Origin of the sequence: Paenarthrobacter sp. NPDC058040 (genome assembly GCF_042885775.1) — a bacterium.
GTDB lineage: Bacteria > Actinomycetota > Actinomycetes > Actinomycetales > Micrococcaceae > Arthrobacter.
The window spans coordinates 206,521-231,143 of record NZ_JBHVRN010000006.1 but is presented as its reverse complement, the minus strand read 5'-3'; the positions used below and the strand labels follow the sequence as shown (position 1 = coordinate 231,143).

The window sequence follows — 24,623 nt, the reverse complement described above, 5'->3', positions numbered from 1 at the left end:
ACCCGGGCATATCATTACCGGCAGATAGAATCTGGGACTTCTGCGCCTTTGCAGGGCTTGCAGCTCTCTTGAAAGCGACGTCGCCCTCGATGGGCCGTATATACCGGGATCAGCGACCGCCGTTCCGCGCCGTCGTGCAGGAGTCGTTACAGTCCAGGTTGGCCCGGCCTTTGCGGATGGGCCAACCTGGATTTTCGAGTCAGTTTCTGTATGCCTTGATGATGCCTTGAAGGATATTTTCGATAATGGCGTCATCCATGGCGGTGGACAGTGCGATCAGTCCTGATGTTCCGAGCAGGATCCCCTCACGGTAAGCGCGCCACCATGCAGCGTTCATATCCTTGGGAAAGATTCGGATGAGCGATCCGAATCCGGAACACTCAATTCCTGCTTGCAGCAATCCCTCCCGCAAAGCGTTGCCTTGGCTATTGAGTTTTTCGATGGTGTCCTGACGGAAGTAGTCCAATGCGGTCAATCCTGCATTCATGGTTACGGGGTTGGCGCTGAAGGTTCCGCCCCAGGCGACTGTGCCTGGCAAGGCTGGGTTCGTTGTTGCCATGATGGTGGCCTTTCCACCGACAGCTCCGACGGGGAAACCACCACCAATGACTTTGCCCAACGTTGTCAGGTCAGGCTCAACACCGTAAACGCCCTGCAATCCTCCGAAGCCGGATCTGAATGTTATGACTTCATCGATGATGAGCAGGGCATCGTGTGCTCTGGTTTGTTCACGGACCAGTGTCACGAATGATTCGTCGGCGGGCTTGAGGCCAGCTCGGTTTGGCATCAAGTCGATTACGACGGCTGCCACATCCCGGCCCCGCTCCCGAAACAGACTTGTGAATGACTCCGCGTCTCCGATCGGCAGGGTAATCACCGAATCGGCCACGCTGCGAGGTACGCCCGGCATGGAGGGATCGATGACCGCGTCAGATGTCCCGTGGTAGCTTCCGGCGAAGCGGACAATGATGTCCCTGCCGGTGTGCGCTCTCGCGATCCTCATAGCCTGCATGACCGCTTCAGTGCCTGAATTGACGAAGCGCCACTGTTCGGAGGAGGGCAATCGCCGGCTGAGCTCTTGGGCCAATCGGATCTCGGATTCCGTGGGTAGACCGAACGAGGTACCTTCTTCGATGACCTCGTGAACTTTGTCGAGTACCGGCCGGAACTTGTGACCGTGAATCAGGGAGGTGTAGTTGTTGTTGCAGTCGATGACCCTGTGGCCGTCAACGTCGGTGACGTAGGCGCCCTCCCCGGCAGCGGCATAGGGTGCGCTCGGTGGGACGAATAGGGTCGAACGGGTATTTCCGCCGGGGAGGACCCGAAGGGCTTCCTCGAAAAGCCTTGAGTTCGTCGCTAGCTGGACACCTGTCATTATTCGGCCTCCTTACCCGGTGCAACTGGCTGGATCCCGGTGCCGCGTGTTTCCCTGGTTGCCAATGCAGTCAGTGCCACGATTAGGCAGCCCAAGCCTACATAGATCTGGATCGACAAGGTTGAATGGAAGGTACTTAGCAGCCAGAGAGAGATTGTTGGCGCGAGGCTGCCCCCGACAATGCCGGAGAGTTGGTATCCGATGGAGGCGCCGCTGTATCGGTGTTCGGTGTCGAATAGTTCGCAGATCCAGGATGCCTGTACGCCGTACATGGCCGAGTGGAAGAAAAGGCCCAGGACGACGCCGAGGACGATGAGCACACTGCTCTTGGTATCGAGCATGGGGAAGAACGCGAAGATCCAGGCCAGGCAGCCGACGGCACCGATAACAGTGATGCGGCGACGGCCATATTTATCACTCAAGGCGGCGAAGGCCGGGTAGGTGAAGATCTGCATGGCTGCTGCGATCAGGCTGGCGATCAGGCCAATCTCCCGGGGAAGGCCCAGAGTTTGCGCGACGTAGGTCAGCGTGAACGTGACGCAGGTGTAGTAGACGATGTCGGCGCCGGCTCGGATGCCGACGATCTTGAAGACTTCTCCGGACTGTCTGCGGAAGACTTCAACGATGGGTGGCCGTTTGGGTTTTTCTGTCCGGCTTTCTTCCAGTGCCAGGAAGGCCGGGCTTTCGGAGACTTGGCGTCGGATATAGATGCCGATGAAGACGACCACGACGGAGAGGATGAACGGCACGCGCCAGCCCCAGGCGATGAACTGGTCGTTGCTTTGAATCGCCGACATCAGGAAGAGCACCCCGGTGCTCAGGAGGGTACCGATGGGGACGCCGACTTGGACGAAGCTGGTAAGGAAGCCCCTTCGTGCGTCTGGTGCGCGTTCTGCGATCATGAGGGCCCCGCCGGCCCATTCACCGCCCAGGGCCAGGCCCTGGATCATCCGGGTCACGATGAGCAGGATTGGCGCCAGGATGCCGACGGCGTCATAGCCGGGCAAGAGGCCGATGGCCACGGTCGAGGCTCCCATCAGGGAGATGGTGAAGAGCAGGATGTTCTTCCGGCCGATCCTGTCGCCAAAGTGTCCGGCGATGACGCCGCCCAAGGGGCGGGCGACGAATCCCATGGCGAAGGTGAGGAAGGCCAGTAGCGTGCCGGTCACGGGGTCAAAGGAAGGGAAAAAGACCTTGTTGAAAACCAAGGCGGCAGCGGAGCCGTAGAGGAAGAAGTCGTACCACTCCAGTGTGGTACCGACAAGGCTTCCGATGATGGCCTTCTTCAGGGTTTGCTGCTGCTCCTTGGCGGATAACATGAGATCACTCACTGCATGTCCTATCAGAATGGGTGGGTGGTGGCAGCTGAAGTTGCAGCTTCAGCTGCCACCGGTTGGGGTGTTCAGATCTGGACGAGATCTATGAGGGCATCGGTTGGTTCAGCCGATGCTTCGGGTGATAGGTAGCCATTTTCGATATCTCGTGCAATGGCTTCCTGTGTGCGTTTGGCCGGGTCCCCATATCCTGCCCCTCCAGGAGTACGGAGACAGACAATGTCTCCCTTCTTGAGTCCAACGTTCTCTCCCTTACTGACCATGGGGAGAACGACTTTTTTGCCGTCGAGTTGGAACCAGGGTGATGACGGCAGTCCGTTGTCTCCGCCGGCGCGTCCAACCGGCGGGGTCTTTGATTGATCGCCGAGCAGGCTGGCTTGGGCCTGCTCGGCCGTTAGTTCGAACTCGAAGTGAACACCGAATCCACCTCGGGTGGCCCCGCTCCCGGCCGAACCTTCACGCAGCCCGTAACGGTTGAACCGCACGGGGTAGCGCTGTTCCAGGGTTTCGATGGACTGAACACGGCCGATGCTCATCAGCGAGCAACCGTTGGAGAGGCCGTCTCCGTTGAGGTGTCCTCCGTAGCCGCCGCCAAGGAAGACATACATCACGTACTGGTTTCCGTCTTCGTCGGTGCCTCCCATCGAGAGGTTGTTCACGGTCGCTGATGATCCTGCCGGGACCCTCTCCGGGACGGCGCTTGCCAGAGCGCCCATGACTGCGGTGATGATGCGCTGGCTGGTTTCAGCTGCGCATCCCGCGACCGGGCGGGGAGGCAAGGCGTTGAGAAAGACGGTCTCGGGCAGGTTGAAGTTCAAGGGAGCCAAGATGCCCGAGTTGATGGGGATGTCCGGGAATACATGCTTGATGGCCACCAAGGTGCTGGAAATAGTTGCCGCTTTCACGGAGTTCATCGGTCCGGTGCAGGGGGCGGAGGAATGGCTGAAGTCGATATCCATTTCGTCGCCGCGAATTGTCAGCCGTGCGTCGACCCTGAGCGGTTCATCGGTGATTCCATCGTTGTCCATTACTTCGACAAAGGAGTAGAGTCCGTCGGGAATATCCGAGATGTAGGACCGCATCTGCGTTTCGCTGCGGTCGCGCAACTGTCCGATGACGGCGTTGACGGTTTCCACACCGTATTCGTTGAGCAGCTCGGTCAGCCGGTTGTCACCGACGCGGAGGGCGGTAGCCTGGGCGTCGATGTCTCCCATGACATCTTCGGGGATCCGGGAGTTGCTCTGAACCAAGCGAACGATGTCGGTTTGGAGCACGTCTTCCCTGAAGAGCTTCACCGCAGGGATGCGAAGCCCTTCCTGGTAACAGTCGCTTGCCGATGCCCCGAATCCGCCAGGGACCCTTCCGCCAAGGTCGGGCCAGTGACCTGTGTTCGCCAGAAAGGCGAACAGCTCACCCTTGTAGTAGTAGGGACGCACGAGTTTGGTGTCCATGATGTGCGTTCCACCCGCGAACGGGTCGTTGATGAGGTAGGTGTCTCCGGGAGCGAGTTCCTCGATCTGCTCGATCACAGAGGCAACCGTGTATTGCATGGTTCCGACGAAGATCGGCAGTCCGCGGTGGCCTTGGACGATCATGCTTCCGTCAGTGGCCGAGTAGATCCCGTCGGCGCGGTCCCAGGCATCGGAGATGACCGGGGAGAAAGCCATGCGCTCGAAGACCGTGTCCATCTCATCAGCGATCTGTTCAAGTCGGCCACGGATGACGGCCAGGGTCAGGGGGTCAATTTCGTGAGTCATGCTGATACCTCAACTACGAGACTTCCATTGGCTTGGACAACCGCGACGCTGCGGGGAGGCAGGATAGTCGTGGTGTCGGTTTGGTTGATGACTGCGGGGCCTTCGATGACCTGCCCTTCGACGAAGGATTCGCGCCGCAGGACGGGCACTTCATGTTCGCCGTCGTCGAAGATGACCGTCCGGGACCCTTCCCCACCGGGTACTGGTTGCGGCGCTTCAAAGTCGACATCCTTTCGCAGGCCGGTGACCACCGTGCGAAGAGAGACGAGGTTGATCGCACCGCTTCGTTGGCGGCTGCCGAATGTTTCTGCGTACTTGGCCAGGAAAGCGTCGGTCAGTGCCTCGGGAGTCCAATCGCTTTCCTGGGCGCCCAGAGGAACATCTATGGTGTACATCTGCTTTGCATAGCTGAGTACTGCGATGTGTTCTACCTCGATGTCGGTGGTTCCGAAGCCTTCCGAATGAAGTTTTCCTTCGCCTTCCTCCCGGTGGCCGGCGAGGGTAGCCTGCACGTCCCCAGGTGAACACTTGCGGACATCCGAGGTAACAGCGGTCATGAAGTCGTACTTGATATCTCCCATCAGACATCCGAAAGCGCTGAGGGCGCCCGGATGAGGAGGGATGATGACCGAATTCGCCCCGATGGATCGGGCAAGCTCAGCGATATGCAGCGGACCGGCACCGCCGAACCCAACCAGGGAGAACTTCCTTGGGTCGTGGCCTTTGTCGACACTGACCATGCGGATGGCGTTGGCCATCATTTCATTGGCAATACGGACAATGGCCAACGCCGCATCGGGAACGCTAAGGCCTAGTGGGATGGCAACATCGTTCTCGATAGCGATCCAAGCGGCGTCGTAGTCGAGCTGGAAGCCATCCTGGGTTCCGAGTGTTTGAGTCGCTGCGATCCGGCCCAGAACCATGTTGGCATCGCTGATCGTTGGCCGGGCGCCGCCGCGGCCGTAACACGCAGGGCCAGGGAAGGAACCTGCGCTTTCAGGGCCGACTTGGAGAATCCCCGCCCGATCGATGCTGGCTATTGATCCGCCGCCTGCTCCAATCGTCTTGATGTCGATCATGGGCAGTTTCAACGGGAGTCCGTATTCGATTTCACTCTCACTGGTCACCGCGGGAGCGGCGGCGGGAATGAGCGCGACGTCGAAGCTGGTGCCACCCATATCGCAGGAGATGACGTCGGGCAGACCGGCAGCCTTTCCGAAGTGGGCTGCTGCCACCGTACCTGCCGCTGGACCGGACAACAGTGTCCGGACAGCGTATTTGCCTGCTTGCTTGGCTGGAATGACGCCGCCGTTGGACTGCATGACCAAGACATCGTGGTTGAACCCTTGAGCAAGCATCCGATCCTGAACGGTGCCAAGGTAGAGGGACATCTGCTTGGTAACAAAGGCATTGATCGCGGTGGTGCTGGCCCGCTCGTACTCCCCAAGCTGCGGGGAGATCTCGTAGGAAACGGAGACAGCAACCTCTGGTAGCTCCCGTTGAAGGAAGTCCGCGACCTTGGCTTCATGCGCGCTGTTCGCGTAGCTGTTGATCAGGCATACGGCCACGGATTCAATTCCGTCATGGCGCAATGCTGTTACCAGGTCCCGCAAGGCCTCCTCTGTGAGGGGTGTGACGACTTCACCGTCGGAGCCAATTCGTTCGTCGAGTTCATACGAGCGTGAGCGGGGAACGAGGGGCGTGTACTGACCGGTGAGCCCGTAAGTTGTGGGACGGTCCCGGCGGCGCAATTCCAGGACGTCTTGGAATCCTCGCGTGGTGACAAGAGCTGTACGCGCTCCCTTGCGTTCGAGCACAGCATTGGTGGCCACTGTTGTTCCATGGAGGAGTGCATCCAGTTCTGAAAGCGGTACACCAAACTGGTTCAGTCCGTTGAGAAGGCCGTCGGCCTGCATGGCCGGGGTGGAAAATACCTTGGCAAGGCGCAGCTTGCGCTTGTCTTCTTCGTAAAGCAGCACGTCGGTGAACGTGCCGCCGACATCTATTCCGGCGACGTACGTCATCGGGTTCCTTTCAATAGCGGGGAGACTGGGGTTAGACTCCCTGGCCGCGCTTGGCGTGAATCTGGGTCATGGCGTGCGCGGTGGATAGTAGAGGTTCGGTCCATGAATCAATGTCGAATCGGTTGGACGGACCTGCGATGCTTAGTGCCGCTACAAGCTCTCCGGATGCGTTCCGGACCCCTGTCGCTACACCATTGATGCCGTCGGCGTACTCTCCGAGGTTTGTGGCGTAGTTGCGGCGCCTGATCTCATCGAACTGCTCGATCAAGGCTGATTTAAGACGCAGTTGTGCGGAGGAAACACCTTGGGGAAGCTCTTTGTTGGGGTATAGCGAATTGACCTCGTCGAGTGTCATGTGCGCGAGGAAGTATTTCCCTGAGGCACATGCGAAGAGCGGCATCCGAGTCCCAATGCGGATCTCGGCCCGAAGGATCTGCCGGCTTTCGAATCGTTGGACCATTACGGCGTGGCGGCCGTGCAGGAGAGCCAACGAAACCGATTCACCGGAGATGTCTGCCAGCTCCCGCATGGGACGGGCGATCGCTCCGCCAAATCGGACGTTGTCGGGAACGGCCGAACCAACCTCAAAGGCGGTGATACCGAGCCCGTAATTACCCGAGGCTAACTTCTGCACAAATCCTTGCTCAACGAGGGTGCTGAGAAGGACATGCGCACTGCTCTTTCCGATCTCGCAAGCTTCAGCGACATCGCTCAGCCGGAAGCCTTCAGGCCGGGTGGAAAGCAGGCGAAGGATCCGCAACGCCGTGCTGACAGTACTTGAAATCCTGGGTGTGGAGTTCATAATATGCGAACGCCTTTCGTAAGTTCTGAAAGAGGATAGGGACAAATGTGAGGTGCGTCAACAAGTTTTTTCGCGTTGCCGAGGCGTTTCCGATTGTCTTTGCTGTCTCGAAGGCGGCTGGCCAGCTGACGGGCCCTAACCGGCTTGATAGGCCTCGGCCCTGTTGTTCGCTTCATTCGGGGCCTTGCAGCGCGAGGTGCCGCAGTTGAAGACTTGAATGGCGTCGATGCCGCGCATGGCTGATTAGCCGAATCAATTTCAGTCTCCGACCACCTATTGATCAATGGACGACATGTCTAGGAAGCCCTAGCGGTGGTTTCGCTAGTTTCGACCAGACTCCTCCGCAGGATCGTCAGTCAGGATCTTTGGTACAAGTTCCCAAAGTCATGTCGTGCTCAGCATCCCTACCTATGAAGAGGCCAGGACGCTGACCCCCGCTCCCCCACCCAAACTGAACAGGCCGCACCCGGCGGCCAGGCACCATCCGGGACGATGACGCAGAGGCACATGTCAAGCTTTGTCCACAGTTAAAAGCAAAAACCCCTCTGACGAGGGGTCATGCCGTGCCCGAGGTGGGACTCGAAGGCGATTCCGAACCTTGTGATTGCTGGGAAGTCGCGGAAACATCGGCAATCCGGGCCAGTCCGGCGGCCGTACGGGCCAGTCGGGAGCCTAACGTGTGGACGATGCACACGCGTCTTTTTGCCGGTTCCGACAGGCAAGCCTAACGAACAGTCAGGTGCCTCGATATCTCCGCGGCAGAGCTACTCAAATCAATCCGCCCGGCGGCGACGGCCACAACCAGCTCGAACCCCTCATCGGTTGCGAAGTCGTGGCGGTATCCGTTGATCCACAACAGCAACACCATCAGCGTCCACGCCGTGCGCTTGTTGCCGTCGATCAGCGGCTGAAAACGTGCGACGGACTCCAACAAAGCAGCCGCTTTCGTCGCCAGATCACCGTATGCCTCGGCACCCATGACGGTTGTCGCGGGCCTGGCCAGAGCCGAAGCCAGCAGCCCAACGTCACCGATATGGATGCCGTACCGGTCAACAACCTGAAGGGCGTCCTCTATATCCAGATACGCTGTCACGCGTCCTCAAGGCGGGTCAGCAGGTCAGCGTCGTGACTCGTCACGAAATCCAAACCCTCACTGATCTCCCGGCGACGGGCGTGCCGCTGCAATACCAACTCCGCCCCCTGTAACAACAGGGCCGACTTGGACGTGTGCTCCTCGGCCGCCAGCTTCTCCAAACGGCGATCAAGGTCTTCCGGGATGCGAAGATTCATAGCCATGAATCCATGGTGCCAGAAGGGTACCCGTCTCTCCGTCGCCAACCGCGCGAAGCGCATCTTTCTCTGGCCCGGTCAACGACAGGCGGGCTGGGCTGTTTCGCCATCGCTGACCGTGTTGGCGCGTGCCCGCGCCGCAGCAGGCGCAGTGTTTTCGCGACGACGAAGGTAAAACCAAACGACCACGGTCATGAGCGCACACCCAACTCCGCCGATCATGAGGGTCGCTTTGACGCCGACTGTTTCGCAAAGCCAGCCCAGCAATGGGGCACTGACGGGCGAGGTGCCGCCGACTGCGATGACGAAGAGGGCCATGGTGCGGCCTCGCATGACTGGGTTGGCTTCGAGTTGTGCCATGGATGTGGTGATGACGCGGTAGGCGACGCCGGCTGCCCCGAGCAGGAAAAGCAGGACGAGGGTCATCTCGATCCCTGGTGCGAAGGAAATCAGCAGCAGCAGGAGGGCGAACGTGAGGCTGGAGATAATGAGGCGCCCAGTGGTAGCTTTCAGGATCCCTGCGATGGCGAGGACACCGATGATTGCGCCGGCGCCCATGGCGATGAACAGTGCACTGACCAGTTTCGCGTCGCCGTGGAAGGCGTCCCGGGCCAGGAGTGGCAGGGTGACGGTCCACTCCCAGGCAAGGAGGCCCGTGACTGTGAGCAACACAAGGGGTCCGATGAGCCTGGGTTGGGCCATGACGTAGAGAAGCCCCTCGCGCAGCTGCCCTTTGGAGCGGGCGACGGGCACCGCTGGGTTCAACTGGTCCTGGCGGACGAGGAAGAGGGCCAGCAGCACGACTCCGAAGGACGCCGCGTTGACGAAGAAGCTTGCTGCCATCCCAATGCCGGTGATCAGGGCACCGGCGATGGCTGGGCCGATGAGCTTTCCTGAGTTGATGGTGATGTTGTTCAGGGTGAGGGCGTTGGTGAGCTGCTCCCGGGGAACCACTTCGGCGATGAACGTTTGCCGGGCCGGTTTGTCGAGGGCTTCGATGATGCCAATGACCGCGGCCAACGGCAAGACCAACCAGAGGGTCACAGATCCCGTGGCTGTGAGGACGCCAAGGAGGACCGCGGGGACTATGGATGCTGCTTGAGTACACAGGAGCAGGCGTCGTTTGTTCAGCCGGTCGGCCAAAAGCCCGCCCCAGGGGCTGAGCAACAAGGTTGGCAAGGCTTGGAGCGCGAGGGTGAGGCCCAGGAGTGTTCCTGAGTCTGTCAGTTCCAGCACGAGCCAGGCCTGGGTTATTTTCTGGGTCCAGGTTCCGATTTGGGACATACTCTGCCCCAGGAAGTACAGCCGGTAGTTTCGCCCGCCGAGGGAGGCAAACGTGGCGCGGAGATACCGTTTCATGCGTTGGTCTCCAACAGTCGGGTCAGGACGGGAAGAGCCTGCTTCAAAGCCAGCTGGTCCGGTGGGGTCAATGCGGACAGTTGGGAGGAAAGGAACTGGTCCGCTCCCCTGCTGGCATCGGTGAGAAGGCTTTCGCCCTTGGCAGTTAGCCGGATATGGCAGCTTCTTCCGTCGGCGTCATCGTGAACTCGTTCAACGAGCGCGGTGTCTTCGAGCTTGTCGGTCAGCCTGGTCGCTGTTGGTTTGCTGATCCCCTCGAGCTTGGCAAGGTGGCCAAGGCGCAGCGGGCCTTTGCGGCCCAGGACGTCGAGGGCAGACATTTGGGCAGGTGTCAGGGCTGTTCCCGAGTTTTTCCGCAGCTGCCTGGCCAGCCGGGTGACGGTGAGCCGAAGTGCGGAGGCGTGCGGGTGAGTGTCTTGTTGGATTGGTTTCGTGGTTTCTGTACTTGGCAAGAGGTTCTCCCGGCACGTCGGCATAGACCCGAGGGACTGCTCTTCTGGCAGTCCCTCGGGTCCATGCATCCGATGGTGGTCGCCGATGGGCGCGGCGCTACAGGGTCGTATTCAGAGCCCGACGGCGGCTGGTCAGGACGCGAGGTAGCGGGAGTTCACGGGGTTGACCCTGACTGCGACGTCGTCGCCGGGGCGGACGGCCAGGACTGCGGGCGTCGAGGCGGTCAGCTTGGTTCCTTCGACGTCGATGACCAGTTCGAGGCGGTCCCCGAGGAATTCCGCGCCGATCACCCGTCCGTGCATCTCATTGTGCTGCGCACCGCTGTGCCGGGAAACCGTCGTCGTGGAGACCTCGACATTCTCCGGTCGGATGCACACGTTTCCTCCCACAGTTCCGGTCGCGGTTGCCTGGCCTTCGCCGGCACACAGGAACGTGCCGATGTCGGTTTGGGCAAGGAGTCCGTCGCTGACCTCGCTGGTTTGCTGGACCGGGATCAGGTTGGCGCTGCCGATGAAGTCCGCCACGAATGCCGATTTTGGTTGCTGGTAGAGCCGTTCGGGCCGGTCGATCTGTTCGATGCGGCCTTGGTTCATGACGACGACCAGGTCGGACAGGGCCAAGGCTTCTGCCTGGTCGTGGGTGACGTACACGGAGGTCACCCCGAACTGCTCCTGGAAGGCGCGCAGTTCCAGGCGGAGCTTCGCGCGGAGTTTGGCGTCCAGGTTGGACAACGGTTCATCCAACAGCAGCACCTCGGGTTCGGAGAGGAGCGCCCGGGCCAGAGCCAGCCGTTGCTGCTGGCCGCCACTGAGCTGGGTTGACCAACGGTCCGCATACGGCGCGAGACCTACCTGGTCGAGCATGTCCAGAGTGCGCTGTTTGATGTTTTGCTGGCCCTTGCGGTGGCGTCCGTGCCGCAGCGGGAAGGCCGCGTTATCGAGCACGGTCATGTGGGGCCAGATGCCGTAGGACTGCGGAACCATGGCGATGGGCCGGTCCTCGGGACGTATCTGGGTTTTGCTGGCACCGTCGAAGACCGTCTGTCCGGCCATGATGATCTGGCCTTCATCGGGTTGTTCCAGTCCGGCGATGCACCGCAGGGTGGTCGTCTTACCGCAGCCGCTGGGGCCCAGGAGCGTGACGAACTGGCCTTTGGGGACCTCGAAGGAGATGCCGTCGACGGCGTAGGCTTGCTCGCCATGCTTGGGCTTGCTGTAGCTTTTGCGCAGTTCACTGATGGTGATCGAGCTTTGGGTTGTGCTGTGTGACATGTTGCTTATGCTTCCTTCTCGGAGGCCCCGCGTCGGTTCACCAACAGGACCGCGACCATGGAAATGACCAGGATGATGACCGCCAAGGCACTTGCCTGGGGGTAGTTGACGCTTGAGGTGAAGGTATCCCAAACCTCCACGACGAGCGTGCGGTTGTCTGCGCTTGTCAGCAGCAGGGCGATGGGCAGCTCACCCAGGGCGTGGGCGAAGACCCAGAGCCAGCACTTCCACAGCGCCTGGCGCAGCAGCGGGAGCAGGATCTTCATGGTGACCGTGAACGTCGACGCACCGGTGACCCGCGCGGCTTCGATCAGCCCTTCATCGAGTTGCAGCAGCGCTGTCTGCACCAAGCGGGAGCCGCGGGGCAGGAAGCGGGTCACGAGGGCGACGATGATGATCCAGACCGTGCCGTAGATCGGGATGGGCACGAACAGGTAGAGGAACAGCACAGCTGCGCCGAGCACGACGCTGGGGATGCCGAAAACGAGGTAGGTCGATTCGAACAGCACCGCGCTTCCGCGGAAGGACTTGCGGTGGGCGGCGACGGCGATCCAGACCGACATCGCCGTGGTGGCGGTTGCCGTCACCAGCACCACGATCGCGGTGTTGAGCATGACTTCGCCCATTCCCGGATCGGTCAGGATCTTGGTGAACTGCATGAAGGACAGATCGCCCAGTCCCTCCCAGGTGATGGGGCGGGAGAACGGTGAGAGGCTGGTCCACAGCAGCGCCAGGATGGGCAGGACGATGCCGATGAGCATGTACAGGGACACGATGATGAAGATCGGGATCCGCCATTTGCCCAAGGGGGTGCGGTTCTGGCGGTAGGCCTTGCCGACGACGACCTTGAACCGGTGGGTGTCCTTGATCCGGCGTCGGTAGATCAGCAGCATCGCGAAGGACAGTACGAGGATGAGCACACCGTAAGTGGTGGCCTGGCCGTAGTTGGGCGAGCCTGTCGGCGGTTCCAGGGAGTGCTGGATGAGGCTGCTGAACACGAAGATCTGGTCCGGCAAACCGAGCAGCGCGGGGATGGAGAAGCCTTCGAGGACCACCACGACGAACAGCATGGATGCTGCGGAGACGGCCGGGCCGATCAGGGGAAAGACAATGAGTCGGAGCCGGCGCATCAGGGGCGCGCCGACAGTTGCGGCGGCTTCTTCGAGCTCGGGGTTCAGCCTGGCGAACGCGGGGGCGATCATCAGGTACATGCTCGGGACTCCGAAGATGCCCATGACCACGATCATGCCGGGCAGGGAGTAGATGTCGATGGAGAGCCCGAGGGTTTGCCGAACGAGGATGGCGAGGGGCCCGTTGGCGGGGTTTGCCACGAGGGCCCAGGCGATGGCCATCACGACGACGGGAACGGCCATGGGTGCCAGGGCCATCGGGGCGAGGAACCTGCGGCCGGGGATGTCGGTGCGTTCGAAGAGGTACGCCAGCGAAACGCTGAGCACCAGGGCCACGAGCAGGGACCCGGCGACGTAGATGGCCGTGTTGAGGGTGACCTCACCAAGTCGGCTGGACTGGAAGACGTGGATGTAGTTGTCGAAGGAGAATCCCTTGACGTCAAAGGGCAGCTTGGTGGTGGAGGCCTTGAAGCTGCTGTAGAAGAGCACTACAAGCGGCACGACAATCAGGTAGCTGACCAGCAGGATCATTGCCACGTTCAGGGCTGTGCTGCCGAGTCCCCGGCGGCTCTGTCTGGCCCGGCGCTGGCGCTCCGGCGGTGGCGGTGCGTCGCTGATGACCGGCGGCTTTGTTGCGTTCATGGTCATAACAATCGCCTACCCGAGATCCGTTCCCAAGGCTTTCTGGGCCTTGGGGAAGAATTCGGCAAGATCGTCGTAGTGCTCGATCGTGCCGGTCGAATGCCAGGTGATGTTCGCTGCGCACAGTGCCTTCACCACGGGGCTCTGGTCCGGGTTGGAGCAGTCCGTTTCCTGCGGGATCCGCGAGTTGTAGGTGGTGGCCAGGGCTGCCTGTGCTTCGTCCGAGGACAGGAAGGAGGTGAGCAGGACGGCGGCCGCGGGGTGGGGGGCTCCCTTGGGCATGTAGATAAAGGTTTCGTTGGTGTTGGTCGGTGACAGGGGTGCGATGTCCACCGGCGCGCCGGACTTTTGGGCCTGCAGGACGAGGTTGATCAGGCTGGTTCCAATGGCGACCTGGCCGCTTTCGATCAGGCCTTCGGACTGGGTGGTGTTGGGTGTGAAGTGGGGCTTCTGAGCCGTGAAGTCCTTGGCCCAGGTGAGGGCCTTGTCCTGGCCGAGGGCCGGATCAAGGTTCCAGACCGTCATGAACGAGGCCCGGGATTCAGCGCCGATCTGTCCGTCCTTCCAACGGGGCTTGAGGAGGTCCTCCCACGTGCTGGGGACATCCGCCGGGGAGACCATTGTCTTGTTGTACGCCCAGACTTTCGGTGCGGCCCAGATGTAGACGGCCTTGTCCTCGAAGAAGACGTTGTCCTTGTCGATGCCGTAGGCGGCCCAATCTACGGTGTCGGCCAGATCCAGTGACGGTGGCACCGTCAGCTCGCCGGCTGCGGCGACGTCCACCGAGACTTTCCGGGCAGCTTGTTCCATCTTGAGCTGGCTGACCTGGTCCGGGGCTTTGGTGTTGGTGTACTTAACCTTGATCCCGGGATACTTCTTCTCGAAGAGGTCAATCGCGGGCTGCATCTGCTCCAGCGGCTTGGGCGCCGACCACGCGACTTCGGCTTCGCTCTGGGCCTGCTTGACCAGCTCGTCCATGGATGTGGGGAGCTTGGATGTGGCATCCCCGGCGCCACCGCACGCTGAGGCGCTGACGGTCACGGCCGCGAGCACTGCCAGCAGCCTGAGGCTGTGCCGGCGTCGGATGCCTGTTACGCGGGCTTCGTTGCTTGAGGTGTTCTTCATTGGTCCTCCTGGGTTAAGTCTGCGCCGGCGGCTTTGACGGCGCATGATAGCTAGTGCGCGACCACTGCCGCGCTGTAGATGCGGGCTGCGTTCCCGCCGAGGATCGCAGCCTTCTGGATGTCGTCGAGCTCTGGCAGGAGTCCTTCGATCTTGTCGCGGAGTTGTCCGAGGGTCCCGGCGGATGCGGGGAAGTTCGAACCCCACATGATGCGCTCGGCACCGAAGGTTTCGACGAGGCGACCGAGTACCTCGGTAACGTTCGCGTCCGGTTCGTCCTCCAGGCGTTTGATGGCAGGAGGCGTGATTTTCAGGTGGACACCAGCGAAACCGGCCAGCTGTCCGAGCTCCTCGAGCTGCGGGTAGGGGTATCCGCCGGCTGCGTTGGGCCGCCCGGCGTGGTCCAGCAGCACCGTCATGGCGGGGCGGCTCTGAAGGACATGGACGAGCTTGGGGGCGTCCTTGGAGTGCATCTGGATGCACACCGGGATGTTGTTGGCGGCGACGTAGTCCCAGACGGCGTCCATGCGTTCGTCGGACACCCCGGAACCGGGCGTGGGGACTTTGGTGGTTCCGTCGGAGACCCTGATCCGGACTCCGCTGAAGCCCTGCTCCTGGATCAGGCGCTCCAGGTCCGCGACGGCTGTGTCGGCGAGGAAATCGACGGCTCCGACCCCGACAAGGCGGTCGGGGTACCGGGCCAAAGCAGCGGCGGCGTAGCTGTTGTCGAAACCGTAGACAGTGGAGGCATGTACCAGGGCTGCGCGTTCGATCCCGGCCTCGTCGAGGCTGCGGACCAGTCCGTCGATGTCGACGTGCCGGGTCTGGGACCATTCGGAGCGGGTTCCGCCGAGGGGCTTGACGGGGAACTTGTCGGTGTCGGGCGAGATGGCGTGGGTGTGGGTGTCAAAGTAGTGCATCGGTCCTCCTCGGACGCGGGTTCAAGGGTGCGGGGCAAGGACGGCTGTGGCTCACGGCTCCCCCACGTATTTTTCGAAGTCGGCGAAGATCCTGTCTGCGGAGAGGTCTGTGTGGATGATCTCTTGTTCGCGGGCGTAGCGCAGTGCCGTGTCCAGGGTGGCGAGCAGGCTGTCGGTGACCCCGTACTGGATGACCTTTTCGCGGGTGGTTCCCGTCGGAACGGCGGGCCGGGCGGCATCGATGCTTTGTTGGAACGCCCGGTAGACGGCCCGGACACCGTCGGGGTTGGCCTCGGCCAGTTCGCGTCGGACGACGAGCAGGTGGTTGATGGGCACCCACCCGTGTTCCTGGTGGTACTGGTCTTGGCGGTCTTTCCAGTCGGGGAGCAGCGGTTCCAGACCTGGGACGTGGTCTGCTGAGCGGGCGCCCATGACGACGGCGGAGACCTCACCTTCGGTGAGCAGCTCCACGAGCTTCCGGTCCGTGCGTACAACGTTGGCCGGCTCTGAGGCGGTGGCCACATGGGGTCCTTCGGTGGTCACCCAGGTCACGTCCTGGGACCGGAGCCCATAGGTGTCGGCGAGCATGCCGCGGACCCAGAGTCCCGTGGTCTGGCTGTGCGCCCGGACGCCGACTTTCTTGCCGGCCAGGTCTTCCGGGCGGACCCTGCCTTCACCGTTCCAGATGGAGATGGAACGGTGGTGGAAGTTCCCGTGCAGGACCACCGGCAGGGCGATGACGGGACGCTCTGCTTCGAGGGCCTGGAAGAGGGTGGCAATGGCCAATTCGCTGAAGTCGTAGCGGCTTTCACGCACCATCGGTGCAAAGGCCCGGTGGATGGGTTCGACGTCGACGAACTCGAGGTCTACGCCCTCGGCGACGACCGTGCCGTTCTTCAGGGGCATGGTGTGTTCGTAGTCGCGGAGGGCGACGGTCCAGTGGGTGGTCATCGGAGCTCCTTCGCTAAACGACCTTTTGTTATACAATCCACGTTCAAACTAACAGTGACACGGGTCACTTTCAAGGGTTGCTCGGTCATTTCGTATAACAATCTACGCATTTCTAGCCGCCCAGCCGTGAGGCGGGAACACCGAGCGCCATGGACGTCGCGGCGACGAGTTCGTCGTAGTGGACCGGGCGGGGCAGGAGGTCCTGTTCCCAGGCGTACTGCGCCGCTGCGGTCACTGCCGGGCGCAGGGCTTCGAAGCCGTAGGGTTCCAACGGGATCCCGGGACCGGCTTTGCGCGCCTCGAGCTGTCCGGAGACGGCGTCGTAGAGGTCCAGGATGGCGCCGCTCAGCTCTTTGGCGGCGCTTTCCCGGACGGCGAAGAGGTGGTTGACCGGGACGTAGCCGACCTTCTCGGCCCACTCTACGGAGGCCGTGGCGGGGTCGGGGATGACGCTTCGCACGGCCGGGTCCTTCGGCCGGTCGTTACCCATGACGGCGAAGTCGACGCGTCCTTCCAGGAGGTCGTTGGCCAGGCTCGCGCCCTCTTCTGCCCGTTCGACCCAGGCGGGTTCCGGTTGTTCGGCGATGTGTCCGCCCTCGTAGGTGCGCCAGCGCACGGAGCGCGGATCCACGTTGTATTGGTGGGCGAGGAAGCCGCGAACCCACATTCCGGTGGTCTGGCTCCACGCGCGAACACCCACGGATCGGCCGGGGAGATCTTCAACCGACAGGGCCCGGGTGCTGATCAGGGTCTGGTGTTGGTGGCGTCCCAGCGCGGTGAGGGGCATGAAGAGGACCGGCCGGTCGTGGGCGACGGCCTGCAGCAGGGTCACCATCGCGATCTCGCTGACTTCATAGTTTTGGCCGCTGGCGAAGGCTTTGAATCCGTTGTGGACCGGGCGCAGGGGCGAGGCTGTGACTGTGGCGATGGATGAGTGGGATTCGAGGGCCGACTGGGCGGCTCCGGCGAGTTCCTGGTCGTTGATCAGGAACTCAATTTCGGCGGTCGTCATTGACGTGCCTTCCTTTCTGGGAGGGGAACACAGTCCGGCTGTGTCGGGGCAACGATGGGTAGCGCCGGGTCATACTTCTTCGGCGTACCAGAGGCGGCGGTACGGGATGCTGATCACGTCGCGGGTGATCCGGACGTCCAGGACCGTGGGTTCCGGGTTGGCAACAAAATTCCGGACAGCGGCTTCAAGGTCTGCGATGGTGTGGATCTTGGCGCCGTTGCCGCCAAGGGCGATGGCTGCGGCCCCGAGGTCGGGGGAAGGAATCGCGGTCAGTTCGGGATTCAGTCCGTGTGCTCCGGACTTGTGGAATTCGGCACCGAGGGCTTCATCGTTCATGACCACCACCAGGACGGGCCAGTTGTATCGGCAGGCGGTATCGAATTCGGCCAGATGCATGATGAAGCTCGCGTCTCCCTCAACCACCATCGTCGGCTTCGCCCGGGCTGCGCTCCAGCCCATGGTGAGCATGGGCGCTTGGCCGATCGCGCCGAACAGCCCATAGTTGGAGACGATTTCGCGGGGGCGGGTGAAGAGCATGGTGCCGAAGTCGGTTTGGTGTCCACTGCCCATCACGAGCGGCAGGCTCTCCGGCGCGAGCCTGTCCAAGGCGAGGATGACTTCGCGTGGGTCCAGGCGGCCATCTTCCCGGTGGAAGTCCTCCTTGATGGTGTCCGCTTCACGCAGGGCCTCGGCGATGTCGGCGGTGTGGTAGCCGTCGCCGTGTTCCGGGGTGTCGGGCAAGGCTTTGACGATGGCTTCCAGGGACGGGCGGGCATCGCCGCGGACGTAGCATTCCACGGGCTGCCCGGTACCGGTGACGATCTGGTCCGCGTGGTCGAGCTGGATGATCCGGGCTGTCGGGTAAAGGTATCCGTGTTCGGTGGTGAAGTGGTTCAGGCTGGCACCGATGGCTACCAGGCAGTCGGATTCCTGCAGGAGTTCGTGGGCGGTGGCGGTGCCGTAGAGCCCGGAGATCCCGGCGAAGAAGTCGTTTTCCTCGCGCAGCCAGTTCTTCGTTTGAAGCGTTGTGACAATCAGGGCGGTGGTTTTGCGCTGCAGTTCGAGGACGAGGTCCCCGACGTCGGCGGCCCGGGCGCCTTTGCCGACCAGCACGACGACCCGTTCGCTTTCACCCAGGATCTTGATGGCCTGGTCGATCCTTTCCGGTGCCGGCTGGGCCAGGGCGGTGTCGATGAGTTCGGTGGAGGGGACGTAAATGGGTGCGCCGTCGAATTCGGCTTGCTGGACGTTGGTGGGGGCACTGACCATCACCGGCCGGGACGTGGTCCGGGCCAGCCAGAATGCCCGTTGGACTGCCTCCTGGGCCCGGGCCGGGGAGGAGACCTGCACGAAGCCGCACTCGACACCGTCGGCGAACTTTGCCTGGTCGAGGTACTGGGTGGCGCCCAGGTCCCCGAGGGCTACTTCGCCGCTGAAGATCACCAGCGGTGTCCGGGCTCGGGCCGCGCAGACCAGGCTCGTGGCCAATTGGGTGACACCGGGGCCGCTGGTGGTGGAGGCCACCCCCGGTTTCCGGGCACCGCGGGCCCAGCCGTCGGCCATGGCCAGGCCGGAGCCTTCATGGCGGGCTTCGAACAGGGTGGCGCCGCGCTCGGCCATGGCGTACATCCAGTGCATGTTCGCATCTCCGGTCATGCCGAAAATGTGGGTGGTTCCTTCGGCGATAAACGCATCCGCCAGTGCTTCATAAACCTTGGTCATGGTTGCTCCTGTTTAGTTCGTGGCCGTGCCGGCGCCGACAGTCGCGCCGGCGGAAGGGAGTTGTCCTCGTTGTTCGAGGCGCTGACGCAGGCGGGGGAAGACGGTCAAGGCGTTGCCCGCTGCGATGGATTCCCGGTGTGAGGAATCGGTGAAGTCCAGGGAGTCCAGCAGGAAGCGGGTGTCGTCGTAGCGGTGTCCGGAGGACGGGTCCACCCCGCGGACGGCTCCGAGCATCTCGGAAGCGAACAGGATGTTCTTGGCCGGAACCGTGTCCACCAGGAGCTGCAGGCCGCGGGCACCGTAGACGCAGGTGTCGAAGTAGAGGTTGTCGCCGATGATGTCGAGCAGATCCCCTCGACCCTGGTCCTGCATGACGCCCTGGTAGCGTCCCCAGTGGTAGGGCACCGCCCCGCCGCCGTGGGGCAGGATGAGTTTCAGGTCGGGGAAATCGCGGAACAGGTCCGACTGGCACAGCTGCATGAACGCGGTCGTGTCGCCGTTCAGGTAGTGGGCGCAGGTTCCGTGAACAGCAGGGTTGGCTGACATCGACGAGTGCACCATGGCCGGGACGCCGAGTTCCACCATCGCCTCATACAAGGGGTAGTAATAGCGGTCCGTGATAGGCGGGGCCTGCCAGTAGCCATCGGAGTGGTCGGGGTTCAGGTTGCAGCCGACGAAGCCGAGTTCCTCCACGCAGCGGCGCAGTTCCTCGACGCTGACGGCAATGTCGCCGTTCGGGGACTGGGGAAGCTGGCAGACGTTGGCGAAGCTGTCCGGGAACAGCACCGACGCCCGGTATACCGTGTCGTTGCTCAGCCTGCTCCAGGTCAGGCTGGTTTCCTGGTCGCCGTAATGGTGGGCCATTTTGCCGGCGATGGGTGAGAGAAGGGCGAGGTCGATGCCGTGCTGTTCCTGCAGTGCCAGCTGGCCCTTGGTGAGGGCGGCTGCGATTTCCTCATCCGGGATTTCCAGATCGTCGGCTGAGAGGTGACGGCCGTGTTGCTCGATTTCCTCGATCTGGCGGTCCCGCCAGGTCTTCAGGGCCTCGGGAACGGTGGTGAAATGGGCGTGGATGTCGATGTACATGGTTTCCTCTGGTGTTTCGGTCATCGGCTGGGCTGGATCTGGGCAGCTTCGATCCGGGCAGTGGCAAGGTCACGGCCACGGACCAGGCCCGGGTAGGACACCACCGGTGCGGTCATCAGGAAGTCGTAGCCGGTCTCGAGCACCTCGTCGACGTTTTTGGCCGTGACGTGCGGGTGGGCGACCGGCACTCCCCTGGATTTACAGATTTCGACTACGCGGTTGCGGTGGGCTTGGACCGTGGGGTGTTCGAATTGCCGCGGGACGCCCAGTTCCTGGCTCAGGTCTCCCTCTCCGACGAGGATCAGCCCAATGCCGGGAACCTGGTCCAGGATGTCCTCGAGGTTCTCAATGGCCCGGACGCTCTCGATCATGAGACCAACCAGGATCTCGCCCTCGGGCGCGAGCGGCCACACGTCGGCGCGCTCGTAGTACTCCCCTATCGGTGTGCCCCAGTAGCGGGCCGCCCATGCCGGGCTGTCACCGCGCAGGCCGAAGGGTTCGCGGTCCGGGTCCTGGTTGATGCTCGGGTACCGGCAGGCCGCGACGGCGTTGCGGGCATCCTCGACCGTGTCCACGTGGGGCCAGATGATCCCGTAAGCGCCCAGGTCAAGGGCCTGTTTGGCGTGCCATTGCGACCTTTCACCGCCGTTCGGGGGAATCCTCACCAGCGGGATGGTCCGGGGTGCCAGCGTGTCGGCTTCGAAGACCTGGCGGCGGTCCAGGAGATACTGCATGGCGTCCTTGAGTTGGGGAACATCAAAGGGCTTGTGCTCTGCTTCGAAAATGAGGGCGTCATAGCCCGCGTCGCGTACGGCTACGGCCCCGGCCGGGTCGGGGGACGCGAAGGTCGCAAAGACCCGCTCACCCTTTTCGAACTTCTCAATGATGGTGTTCAGTCGCATTAGTTGCTGTTTCCTTCCATGGTGCTGCCGGCCCGCGCACCGACCCGGCTGAACAGGTTCCCCAGACGCGGTTTCCGGTCAGCGGCCGGTTCAGCGGTTTCGCTGTTTGGGTCGAGGGTCGCGCAGGTGCGGATGAGGCTTTCGGTGAAGGATTTGGTCATCCTGTCCACCACAATCGAGGCCCCGGTGGTGATGAGCGAGGCCAGGGCGCCGCCGATGTCGATTTGTCCTTCGAGAATGACCAACGATCCGTCCCCATCGGCCACGACGCTGTAATCGGCATGGCCCTGGACCCGGGTGGAGCCGCGGCTGTCGCTGCCCTTGGCCTCAAGGCGCCCGGTCCGGGCCTCTTCGTCGAGAACCAGGTTTGCACGGGCTTTGAAGGAGACCTTGATGGCGGCGAAACGGACAGCCATCAACGCATCGAAACTGCCGTCGTCGTGGAACTCGCCCAGACGGGAACCATCGATGCAGCCAACAACCTTGTGCGGGTCCGACAGGATGCTCCACACAAGCTCTGGCGGATGGGGAACTGAGACGCGCTGGGCAATGGTGATCACAGAAAACTCCGGTTTGGTGAGGGGTCCTTGTCAGCGGCCGGGCCTGCCGTCGATGGCAGGGATGTGAGGCGTGAGAAGCAACCGCGAAATCATTTTGTATAACAATCACGACGGTAGCACTCGAAGACCAATCTTGTGAAGAGGGCCACAACTTCATTGCCTGATCGCAAGAAATTGCTCTTATTACAAGGCTTTGCGCCCCTGCTGGTCATTTTGCGGAGCCTGCTGACAGCCGAAGGATCCCATGCTACCTTGTTCGTATTGTCCAACAATCCACATAGGAGGTTCGAATGGAACACCTCACCGTCGCCCTCGGCGACTACCCGCACTCAGCTGCCGTCCTCGATGGCCGCGCTGCCATCGACGGCTACGTCGTCAAGCCGATCGAGGTCAAACCGATCATTGCCGCGTACCGCCGAATGATCCGGGACCTCGAGTTCGACGTCTGCGAATTGGCCCCGGTCTCGTATCTCATGGCGCGTGAAGCGGGCGTGCCGATTACCGCTATCCCGGTCTTCCTCAACCGTCGCTTCCACCACGGCGACCTGCAATGCGCGCCAGGTTCCGGCGTCGTCATCCCCACTGACCTCGACGGACGCAAAATCGGCGTCCGCGCCTACTCGGTCAGTACGGGGGTGTGGGGACGTGGAATCCTGGGCGAAGACTACGGAGTGGATCTGGACTCGATTACGTGGGTCATCGACGATGATGACCACGTTGAAGGGAAAGTTCCCACCAACACACACCGCGTCACCGATGGACGGTCGCTCGGTGCCCTGCTGGCGGCCGGTGAAATCGACGCAGCCTTTACCGGAAACGCCGGCACCGGGCGCGCCGGGGCCCCGACAGCCGGATGGGAGTCCGCTACTCCTGTGACGGACACGGGGGAAACGTACCCGCTCTTTCCCGACAGCGACGTCATTGAGCGGGACTCGTACCTGCGCACCGGGATCTACCCCCTGCATTCGGTCATCGTGGTCCGCAACGAACTCGTCGAAAAAGATCCGGAGCTGCCCACCAAGCTCTACAACGCCTTCGTCCAGAGCAAACAACTCCACGTGGACGAAGACCCCACCTGGTCGGCCCTGCCGCGGCTCGCCAAGCAAGGACGAATGATCGGCGGCGACCCGATTCCCTACGGCCTGGACAGCAACAAGGCCAGCATCGAAGCCCTGCAGCGATTCAGCCGCGACCAGGGCCTCACCGAAGGCAACCCGGGCGACCCGATCTTCGCCCCGGGCACCTACGCAGACAACTAAGAACATCGAACAAAGAAGGAGACCCATGGACATCGTCGACAGCCACTGCCACATCCTCGCCACCGACACGGACACCTACCCCCGGACACCGCTCGGCGGCCACCAATCCGTCTGGGCAACCGAACGCCCCGTAACGGCCGAAGAACTCCTGCAGCGCATGGACGAAACCGGCATCGGACAGGCCGTGCTGGTCCAAGCCACCACCGCTTACGGTTACGACAACAGCTACGTTCTCGACTCCGCCAAGCGATGGCCCGACCGGTTCGTCGCCGTCGGAACCTTCGATCCACTCGCCCCCGACGCGACCGGACGGCTGCGCGCAGCCATCGACCAAGGACTCTCCGGAGTCCGGCTGTTCACCACCGGCAGCACCGTCTCCGAACAGGGCATGTGGTTCGCCGATCCTGCAGCGGATGAATTCTGGGCCGCAGCCAGCGAAGCGCGGATCCCCGTCTGCCTGCAGCTCCGCCTCGGCGACGACACCGCACCTGTCCTCAAAGACCTGCTCTCCCGCCACCCGGACGCCACCATCCTCCTGGACCACTGCGGATACCCCGACGTGCGCACCTCACCAACCAAGGCAGCCAACGACCTGACCGAACTGGCAGGACACCCCGGACTTCACCTCAAACTGACGCACCGCACCCTCGAAGGACTCGACGACATCGGCGACCGGGCCAGGGACTTCCTCGAGCCGCTGATCGCCGCCTTCGGGGCCGACAGGATCTCGTGGGGCTCAAACTGCCCAGCGGCCGAACAGCCCTTGGAAGAACTCCGTGCATTGGCAGAACGCGTACTCACGGCCACGTCTGCCGAGAACCAAGCGGCGATCTTCAGTGGAACAACCCGGAGGCTTTACGCCGCTTTGGGAAGTAACTGATAAATTCACAAGGTGTAGCACGGAAAGGGTCACAGCACATGAGTGAGCTAACAGCGGCCGCCGGCGACCTCTCCTCCACCCGGACGGTCCAGGCATACGAGGACCTGCGGAACCTCATCATCTCAGGGCATTTCAAACCAAATGTCCGCCTGACGGACGCTGAGCTGACGGGGCTGTTGGATGTCTCGCGGGGAACGGTCCGGGCCGTTACTGCCCGGCTCGTTTCGGAGGGTTATCTCACCAGCGAACCGCACCGCGGCGTGCGCACACGGATATTTTCCGTCGAAGAAGCCGTGGAAATCCTTGAAGCCCGCGAGATCCTGGAATCGGCCCTTGCCGGCAAAGCCGCCGAACGGGCCACCGACGATGAGCTTGAGGATCTTGCGGCGACGTGTGAACAAATGGCCTCTGCCGAATATGACCGTCAGGAAGCCGAGTATTCAAGGCTGAACCGCCATTTCCACAAAGTGGTCCGGGACGCGGCCAGGCAACCGACCCTTTCGGGTTTCACGGATCAGTTGCTCTACGCACTGGTCATGAGGCAGTACAGGAGCCTGACGCGAAAGCACCCCCGGCGGGATGCGTTGAATGAACACCGGGCGATCCTTTATGCACTGCAAACCCGGAATGCCGAAGCAGCAAGTGCCGCCATGCGGCACCATGTGGCTTCGGCACGCCGGGCATTGCTTGCGGCTGCCGCTTCGGACACTGAGGGCCTAAAGGTCGTGGAAGACGAAACCGACTCTGAGGTCTCTGCCTGACCATCGGGACC

Annotated in this window: 22 protein-coding genes; 3 read left to right on the top strand and 19 right to left on the bottom strand. The window is 62.2% G+C overall.

The window, feature by feature from the left end; translation table 11 throughout:
* Positions 1–199: 199 nt before the first annotated feature.
* The 19 genes from ACFVSJ_RS10295 to ACFVSJ_RS10205 all read right to left on the bottom strand — a co-directional run bounded on the left by ACFVSJ_RS10295 (position 200) and on the right by ACFVSJ_RS10205 (position 21,712).
* Complete coding sequence (locus ACFVSJ_RS10295) at positions 200–1,375, bottom strand: aspartate aminotransferase family protein (protein ID WP_387436547.1); 1,176 nt, start codon at positions 1,373–1,375, stop codon at positions 200–202.
* Entirely contained in the window at positions 1,375–2,706 is a 1,332-nt protein-coding gene (locus ACFVSJ_RS10290) for an MFS transporter (protein ID WP_387436546.1), read from the bottom strand. Before ACFVSJ_RS10290 ends, ACFVSJ_RS10295 begins: the two co-directional genes overlap by 1 nt.
* 71 nt (positions 2,707–2,777) lie before the next feature.
* Entirely contained in the window at positions 2,778–4,466 is a 1,689-nt protein-coding gene (locus ACFVSJ_RS10285) for a hydantoinase B/oxoprolinase family protein (RefSeq protein ID WP_387436544.1), read from the bottom strand.
* Positions 4,463–6,490, bottom strand: coding sequence for a hydantoinase/oxoprolinase family protein (locus ACFVSJ_RS10280; protein ID WP_387436542.1), 2,028 nt, complete (start codon positions 6,488–6,490; stop codon positions 4,463–4,465). The genes ACFVSJ_RS10285 and ACFVSJ_RS10280 overlap by 4 nt, the downstream gene beginning before the upstream one ends.
* A 31-nt stretch (positions 6,491–6,521) precedes the next feature.
* Positions 6,522–7,292 carry an IclR family transcriptional regulator gene (locus ACFVSJ_RS10275; protein WP_387436540.1) on the bottom strand — a complete coding sequence of 257 codons (771 nt, stop codon included), beginning with the start codon at positions 7,290–7,292 and terminating at the stop codon, positions 6,522–6,524.
* Positions 7,293–8,016: 724 nt separating this feature from the next.
* Positions 8,017–8,385 (bottom strand): type II toxin-antitoxin system death-on-curing family toxin, encoded by a 369-nt coding sequence (locus ACFVSJ_RS10270; protein WP_387436538.1) that lies wholly within the window; start codon positions 8,383–8,385, stop codon positions 8,017–8,019.
* Positions 8,382–8,588 carry a ribbon-helix-helix protein, CopG family gene (locus tag ACFVSJ_RS10265; RefSeq protein WP_387436535.1) on the bottom strand — a complete coding sequence of 69 codons (207 nt, stop codon included), beginning with the start codon at positions 8,586–8,588 and terminating at the stop codon, positions 8,382–8,384. The genes ACFVSJ_RS10270 and ACFVSJ_RS10265 overlap by 4 nt, the downstream gene beginning before the upstream one ends.
* Positions 8,589–8,660: 72 nt before the next feature.
* Positions 8,661–9,941, bottom strand: coding sequence for an MFS transporter (locus ACFVSJ_RS10260; protein WP_387436533.1), 1,281 nt, complete (start codon positions 9,939–9,941; stop codon positions 8,661–8,663).
* Complete coding sequence (locus ACFVSJ_RS10255; RefSeq protein ID WP_387436703.1) at positions 9,938–10,417, bottom strand: MarR family winged helix-turn-helix transcriptional regulator; 480 nt, start codon at positions 10,415–10,417, stop codon at positions 9,938–9,940. The genes ACFVSJ_RS10260 and ACFVSJ_RS10255 overlap by 4 nt, the downstream gene beginning before the upstream one ends.
* Positions 10,418–10,525: 108 nt before the next feature.
* Positions 10,526–11,665, bottom strand: coding sequence for an ABC transporter ATP-binding protein (locus ACFVSJ_RS10250; protein WP_387436531.1), 1,140 nt, complete (start codon positions 11,663–11,665; stop codon positions 10,526–10,528).
* 5 nt (positions 11,666–11,670) lie between these two features.
* A complete protein-coding gene (locus tag ACFVSJ_RS10245; protein WP_387436529.1) occupies positions 11,671–13,443 on the bottom strand; it encodes an ABC transporter permease in 1,773 nt (590 codons plus the stop codon).
* A 9-nt stretch (positions 13,444–13,452) separates the two neighbouring features.
* Positions 13,453–14,562, bottom strand: a complete 1,110-nt coding sequence (locus ACFVSJ_RS10240; protein ID WP_387436527.1) for an ABC transporter substrate-binding protein — start codon at positions 14,560–14,562, stop codon at positions 13,453–13,455.
* A gap of 50 nt (positions 14,563–14,612) precedes the next feature.
* Entirely contained in the window at positions 14,613–15,479 is an 867-nt protein-coding gene (locus tag ACFVSJ_RS10235) for an amidohydrolase family protein (protein ID WP_387436525.1), read from the bottom strand.
* A 51-nt stretch (positions 15,480–15,530) separates the two neighbouring features.
* A complete protein-coding gene (locus ACFVSJ_RS10230; protein ID WP_387436523.1) occupies positions 15,531–16,430 on the bottom strand; it encodes an ABC transporter substrate-binding protein in 900 nt (299 codons plus the stop codon).
* A 112-nt stretch (positions 16,431–16,542) separates the two neighbouring features.
* Entirely contained in the window at positions 16,543–17,442 is a 900-nt protein-coding gene (locus ACFVSJ_RS10225) for a hypothetical protein (protein WP_387436521.1), read from the bottom strand.
* A 69-nt stretch (positions 17,443–17,511) separates the two neighbouring features.
* Positions 17,512–19,164: a thiamine pyrophosphate-binding protein gene (locus ACFVSJ_RS10220; protein ID WP_387436519.1), complete on the bottom strand. Its 1,653-nt coding sequence runs from the start codon at positions 19,162–19,164 to the stop codon at positions 17,512–17,514.
* 12 nt (positions 19,165–19,176) lie between these two features.
* On the bottom strand, positions 19,177–20,274 hold the full coding sequence (locus ACFVSJ_RS10215) for an amidohydrolase family protein (protein WP_387436517.1): 1,098 nt from the start codon (positions 20,272–20,274) through the stop codon (positions 19,177–19,179).
* Positions 20,271–21,152: an HpcH/HpaI aldolase/citrate lyase family protein gene (locus ACFVSJ_RS10210; RefSeq protein ID WP_387436515.1), complete on the bottom strand. Its 882-nt coding sequence runs from the start codon at positions 21,150–21,152 to the stop codon at positions 20,271–20,273. Before ACFVSJ_RS10210 ends, ACFVSJ_RS10215 begins: the two co-directional genes overlap by 4 nt.
* On the bottom strand, positions 21,152–21,712 hold the full coding sequence (locus tag ACFVSJ_RS10205; protein ID WP_387436513.1) for an SRPBCC domain-containing protein: 561 nt from the start codon (positions 21,710–21,712) through the stop codon (positions 21,152–21,154). Before ACFVSJ_RS10205 ends, ACFVSJ_RS10210 begins: the two co-directional genes overlap by 1 nt.
* A gap of 290 nt (positions 21,713–22,002) precedes the next feature.
* Here ACFVSJ_RS10205 and ACFVSJ_RS10200 point away from each other — a divergent pair, with 290 nt between their 5' ends.
* Genes ACFVSJ_RS10200 through ACFVSJ_RS10190 form a run of 3 tightly spaced genes read left to right on the top strand, consistent with a single transcriptional unit; the run spans position 22,003 to position 24,612 of the window.
* Positions 22,003–22,971, top strand: coding sequence for a hypothetical protein (locus ACFVSJ_RS10200; RefSeq protein WP_387436511.1), 969 nt, complete (start codon positions 22,003–22,005; stop codon positions 22,969–22,971).
* Between the two features lie 25 nt (positions 22,972–22,996).
* A complete protein-coding gene (locus tag ACFVSJ_RS10195; protein ID WP_387436509.1) occupies positions 22,997–23,851 on the top strand; it encodes an amidohydrolase family protein in 855 nt (284 codons plus the stop codon).
* 38 nt (positions 23,852–23,889) lie between these two features.
* On the top strand, positions 23,890–24,612 hold the full coding sequence (locus ACFVSJ_RS10190; RefSeq protein ID WP_387436507.1) for a GntR family transcriptional regulator: 723 nt from the start codon (positions 23,890–23,892) through the stop codon (positions 24,610–24,612).
* Positions 24,613–24,623: the final 11 nt, after the last annotated feature.

Excerpts from the sequence above, each read along its gene's own strand:
- ACFVSJ_RS10210 (WP_387436515.1), bottom strand. The coding sequence starts at position 21,152 with ATGCGACTGAACACCATCATTGAGAAGTTCGAAAAGGGTGAGCGGGTC.
- ACFVSJ_RS10250 (WP_387436531.1), bottom strand. The coding sequence starts at position 11,665 with ATGTCACACAGCACAACCCAAAGCTCGATCACCATCAGTGAACTGCGC.
- ACFVSJ_RS10200 (WP_387436511.1), top strand. The coding sequence starts at position 22,003 with ATGGAACACCTCACCGTCGCCCTCGGCGACTACCCGCACTCAGCTGCC.
- ACFVSJ_RS10240 (WP_387436527.1), bottom strand. The coding sequence starts at position 14,562 with ATGAAGAACACCTCAAGCAACGAAGCCCGCGTAACAGGCATCCGACGC.
- ACFVSJ_RS10215 (WP_387436517.1), bottom strand. The coding sequence starts at position 20,274 with ATGACCGAAACACCAGAGGAAACCATGTACATCGACATCCACGCCCAT.
- ACFVSJ_RS10245 (WP_387436529.1), bottom strand. The coding sequence starts at position 13,443 with ATGACCATGAACGCAACAAAGCCGCCGGTCATCAGCGACGCACCGCCA.
- ACFVSJ_RS10195 (WP_387436509.1), top strand. The coding sequence starts at position 22,997 with ATGGACATCGTCGACAGCCACTGCCACATCCTCGCCACCGACACGGAC.
- ACFVSJ_RS10220 (WP_387436519.1), bottom strand. The coding sequence starts at position 19,164 with ATGACCAAGGTTTATGAAGCACTGGCGGATGCGTTTATCGCCGAAGGA.
- ACFVSJ_RS10280 (WP_387436542.1), bottom strand. The coding sequence starts at position 6,490 with ATGACGTACGTCGCCGGAATAGATGTCGGCGGCACGTTCACCGACGTG.
- ACFVSJ_RS10230 (WP_387436523.1), bottom strand. The coding sequence starts at position 16,430 with ATGACCACCCACTGGACCGTCGCCCTCCGCGACTACGAACACACCATG.
- ACFVSJ_RS10190 (WP_387436507.1), top strand. The coding sequence starts at position 23,890 with ATGAGTGAGCTAACAGCGGCCGCCGGCGACCTCTCCTCCACCCGGACG.
- ACFVSJ_RS10260 (WP_387436533.1), bottom strand. The coding sequence starts at position 9,941 with ATGAAACGGTATCTCCGCGCCACGTTTGCCTCCCTCGGCGGGCGAAAC.
- ACFVSJ_RS10225 (WP_387436521.1), bottom strand. The coding sequence starts at position 17,442 with ATGACGACCGCCGAAATTGAGTTCCTGATCAACGACCAGGAACTCGCC.
- ACFVSJ_RS10285 (WP_387436544.1), bottom strand. The coding sequence starts at position 4,466 with ATGACTCACGAAATTGACCCCCTGACCCTGGCCGTCATCCGTGGCCGA.
- ACFVSJ_RS10265 (WP_387436535.1), bottom strand. The coding sequence starts at position 8,588 with ATGGCTATGAATCTTCGCATCCCGGAAGACCTTGATCGCCGTTTGGAG.
- ACFVSJ_RS10275 (WP_387436540.1), bottom strand. The coding sequence starts at position 7,292 with ATGAACTCCACACCCAGGATTTCAAGTACTGTCAGCACGGCGTTGCGG.
- ACFVSJ_RS10235 (WP_387436525.1), bottom strand. The coding sequence starts at position 15,479 with ATGCACTACTTTGACACCCACACCCACGCCATCTCGCCCGACACCGAC.
- ACFVSJ_RS10295 (WP_387436547.1), bottom strand. The coding sequence starts at position 1,375 with ATGACAGGTGTCCAGCTAGCGACGAACTCAAGGCTTTTCGAGGAAGCC.
- ACFVSJ_RS10255 (WP_387436703.1), bottom strand. The coding sequence starts at position 10,417 with ATGCCGACGTGCCGGGAGAACCTCTTGCCAAGTACAGAAACCACGAAA.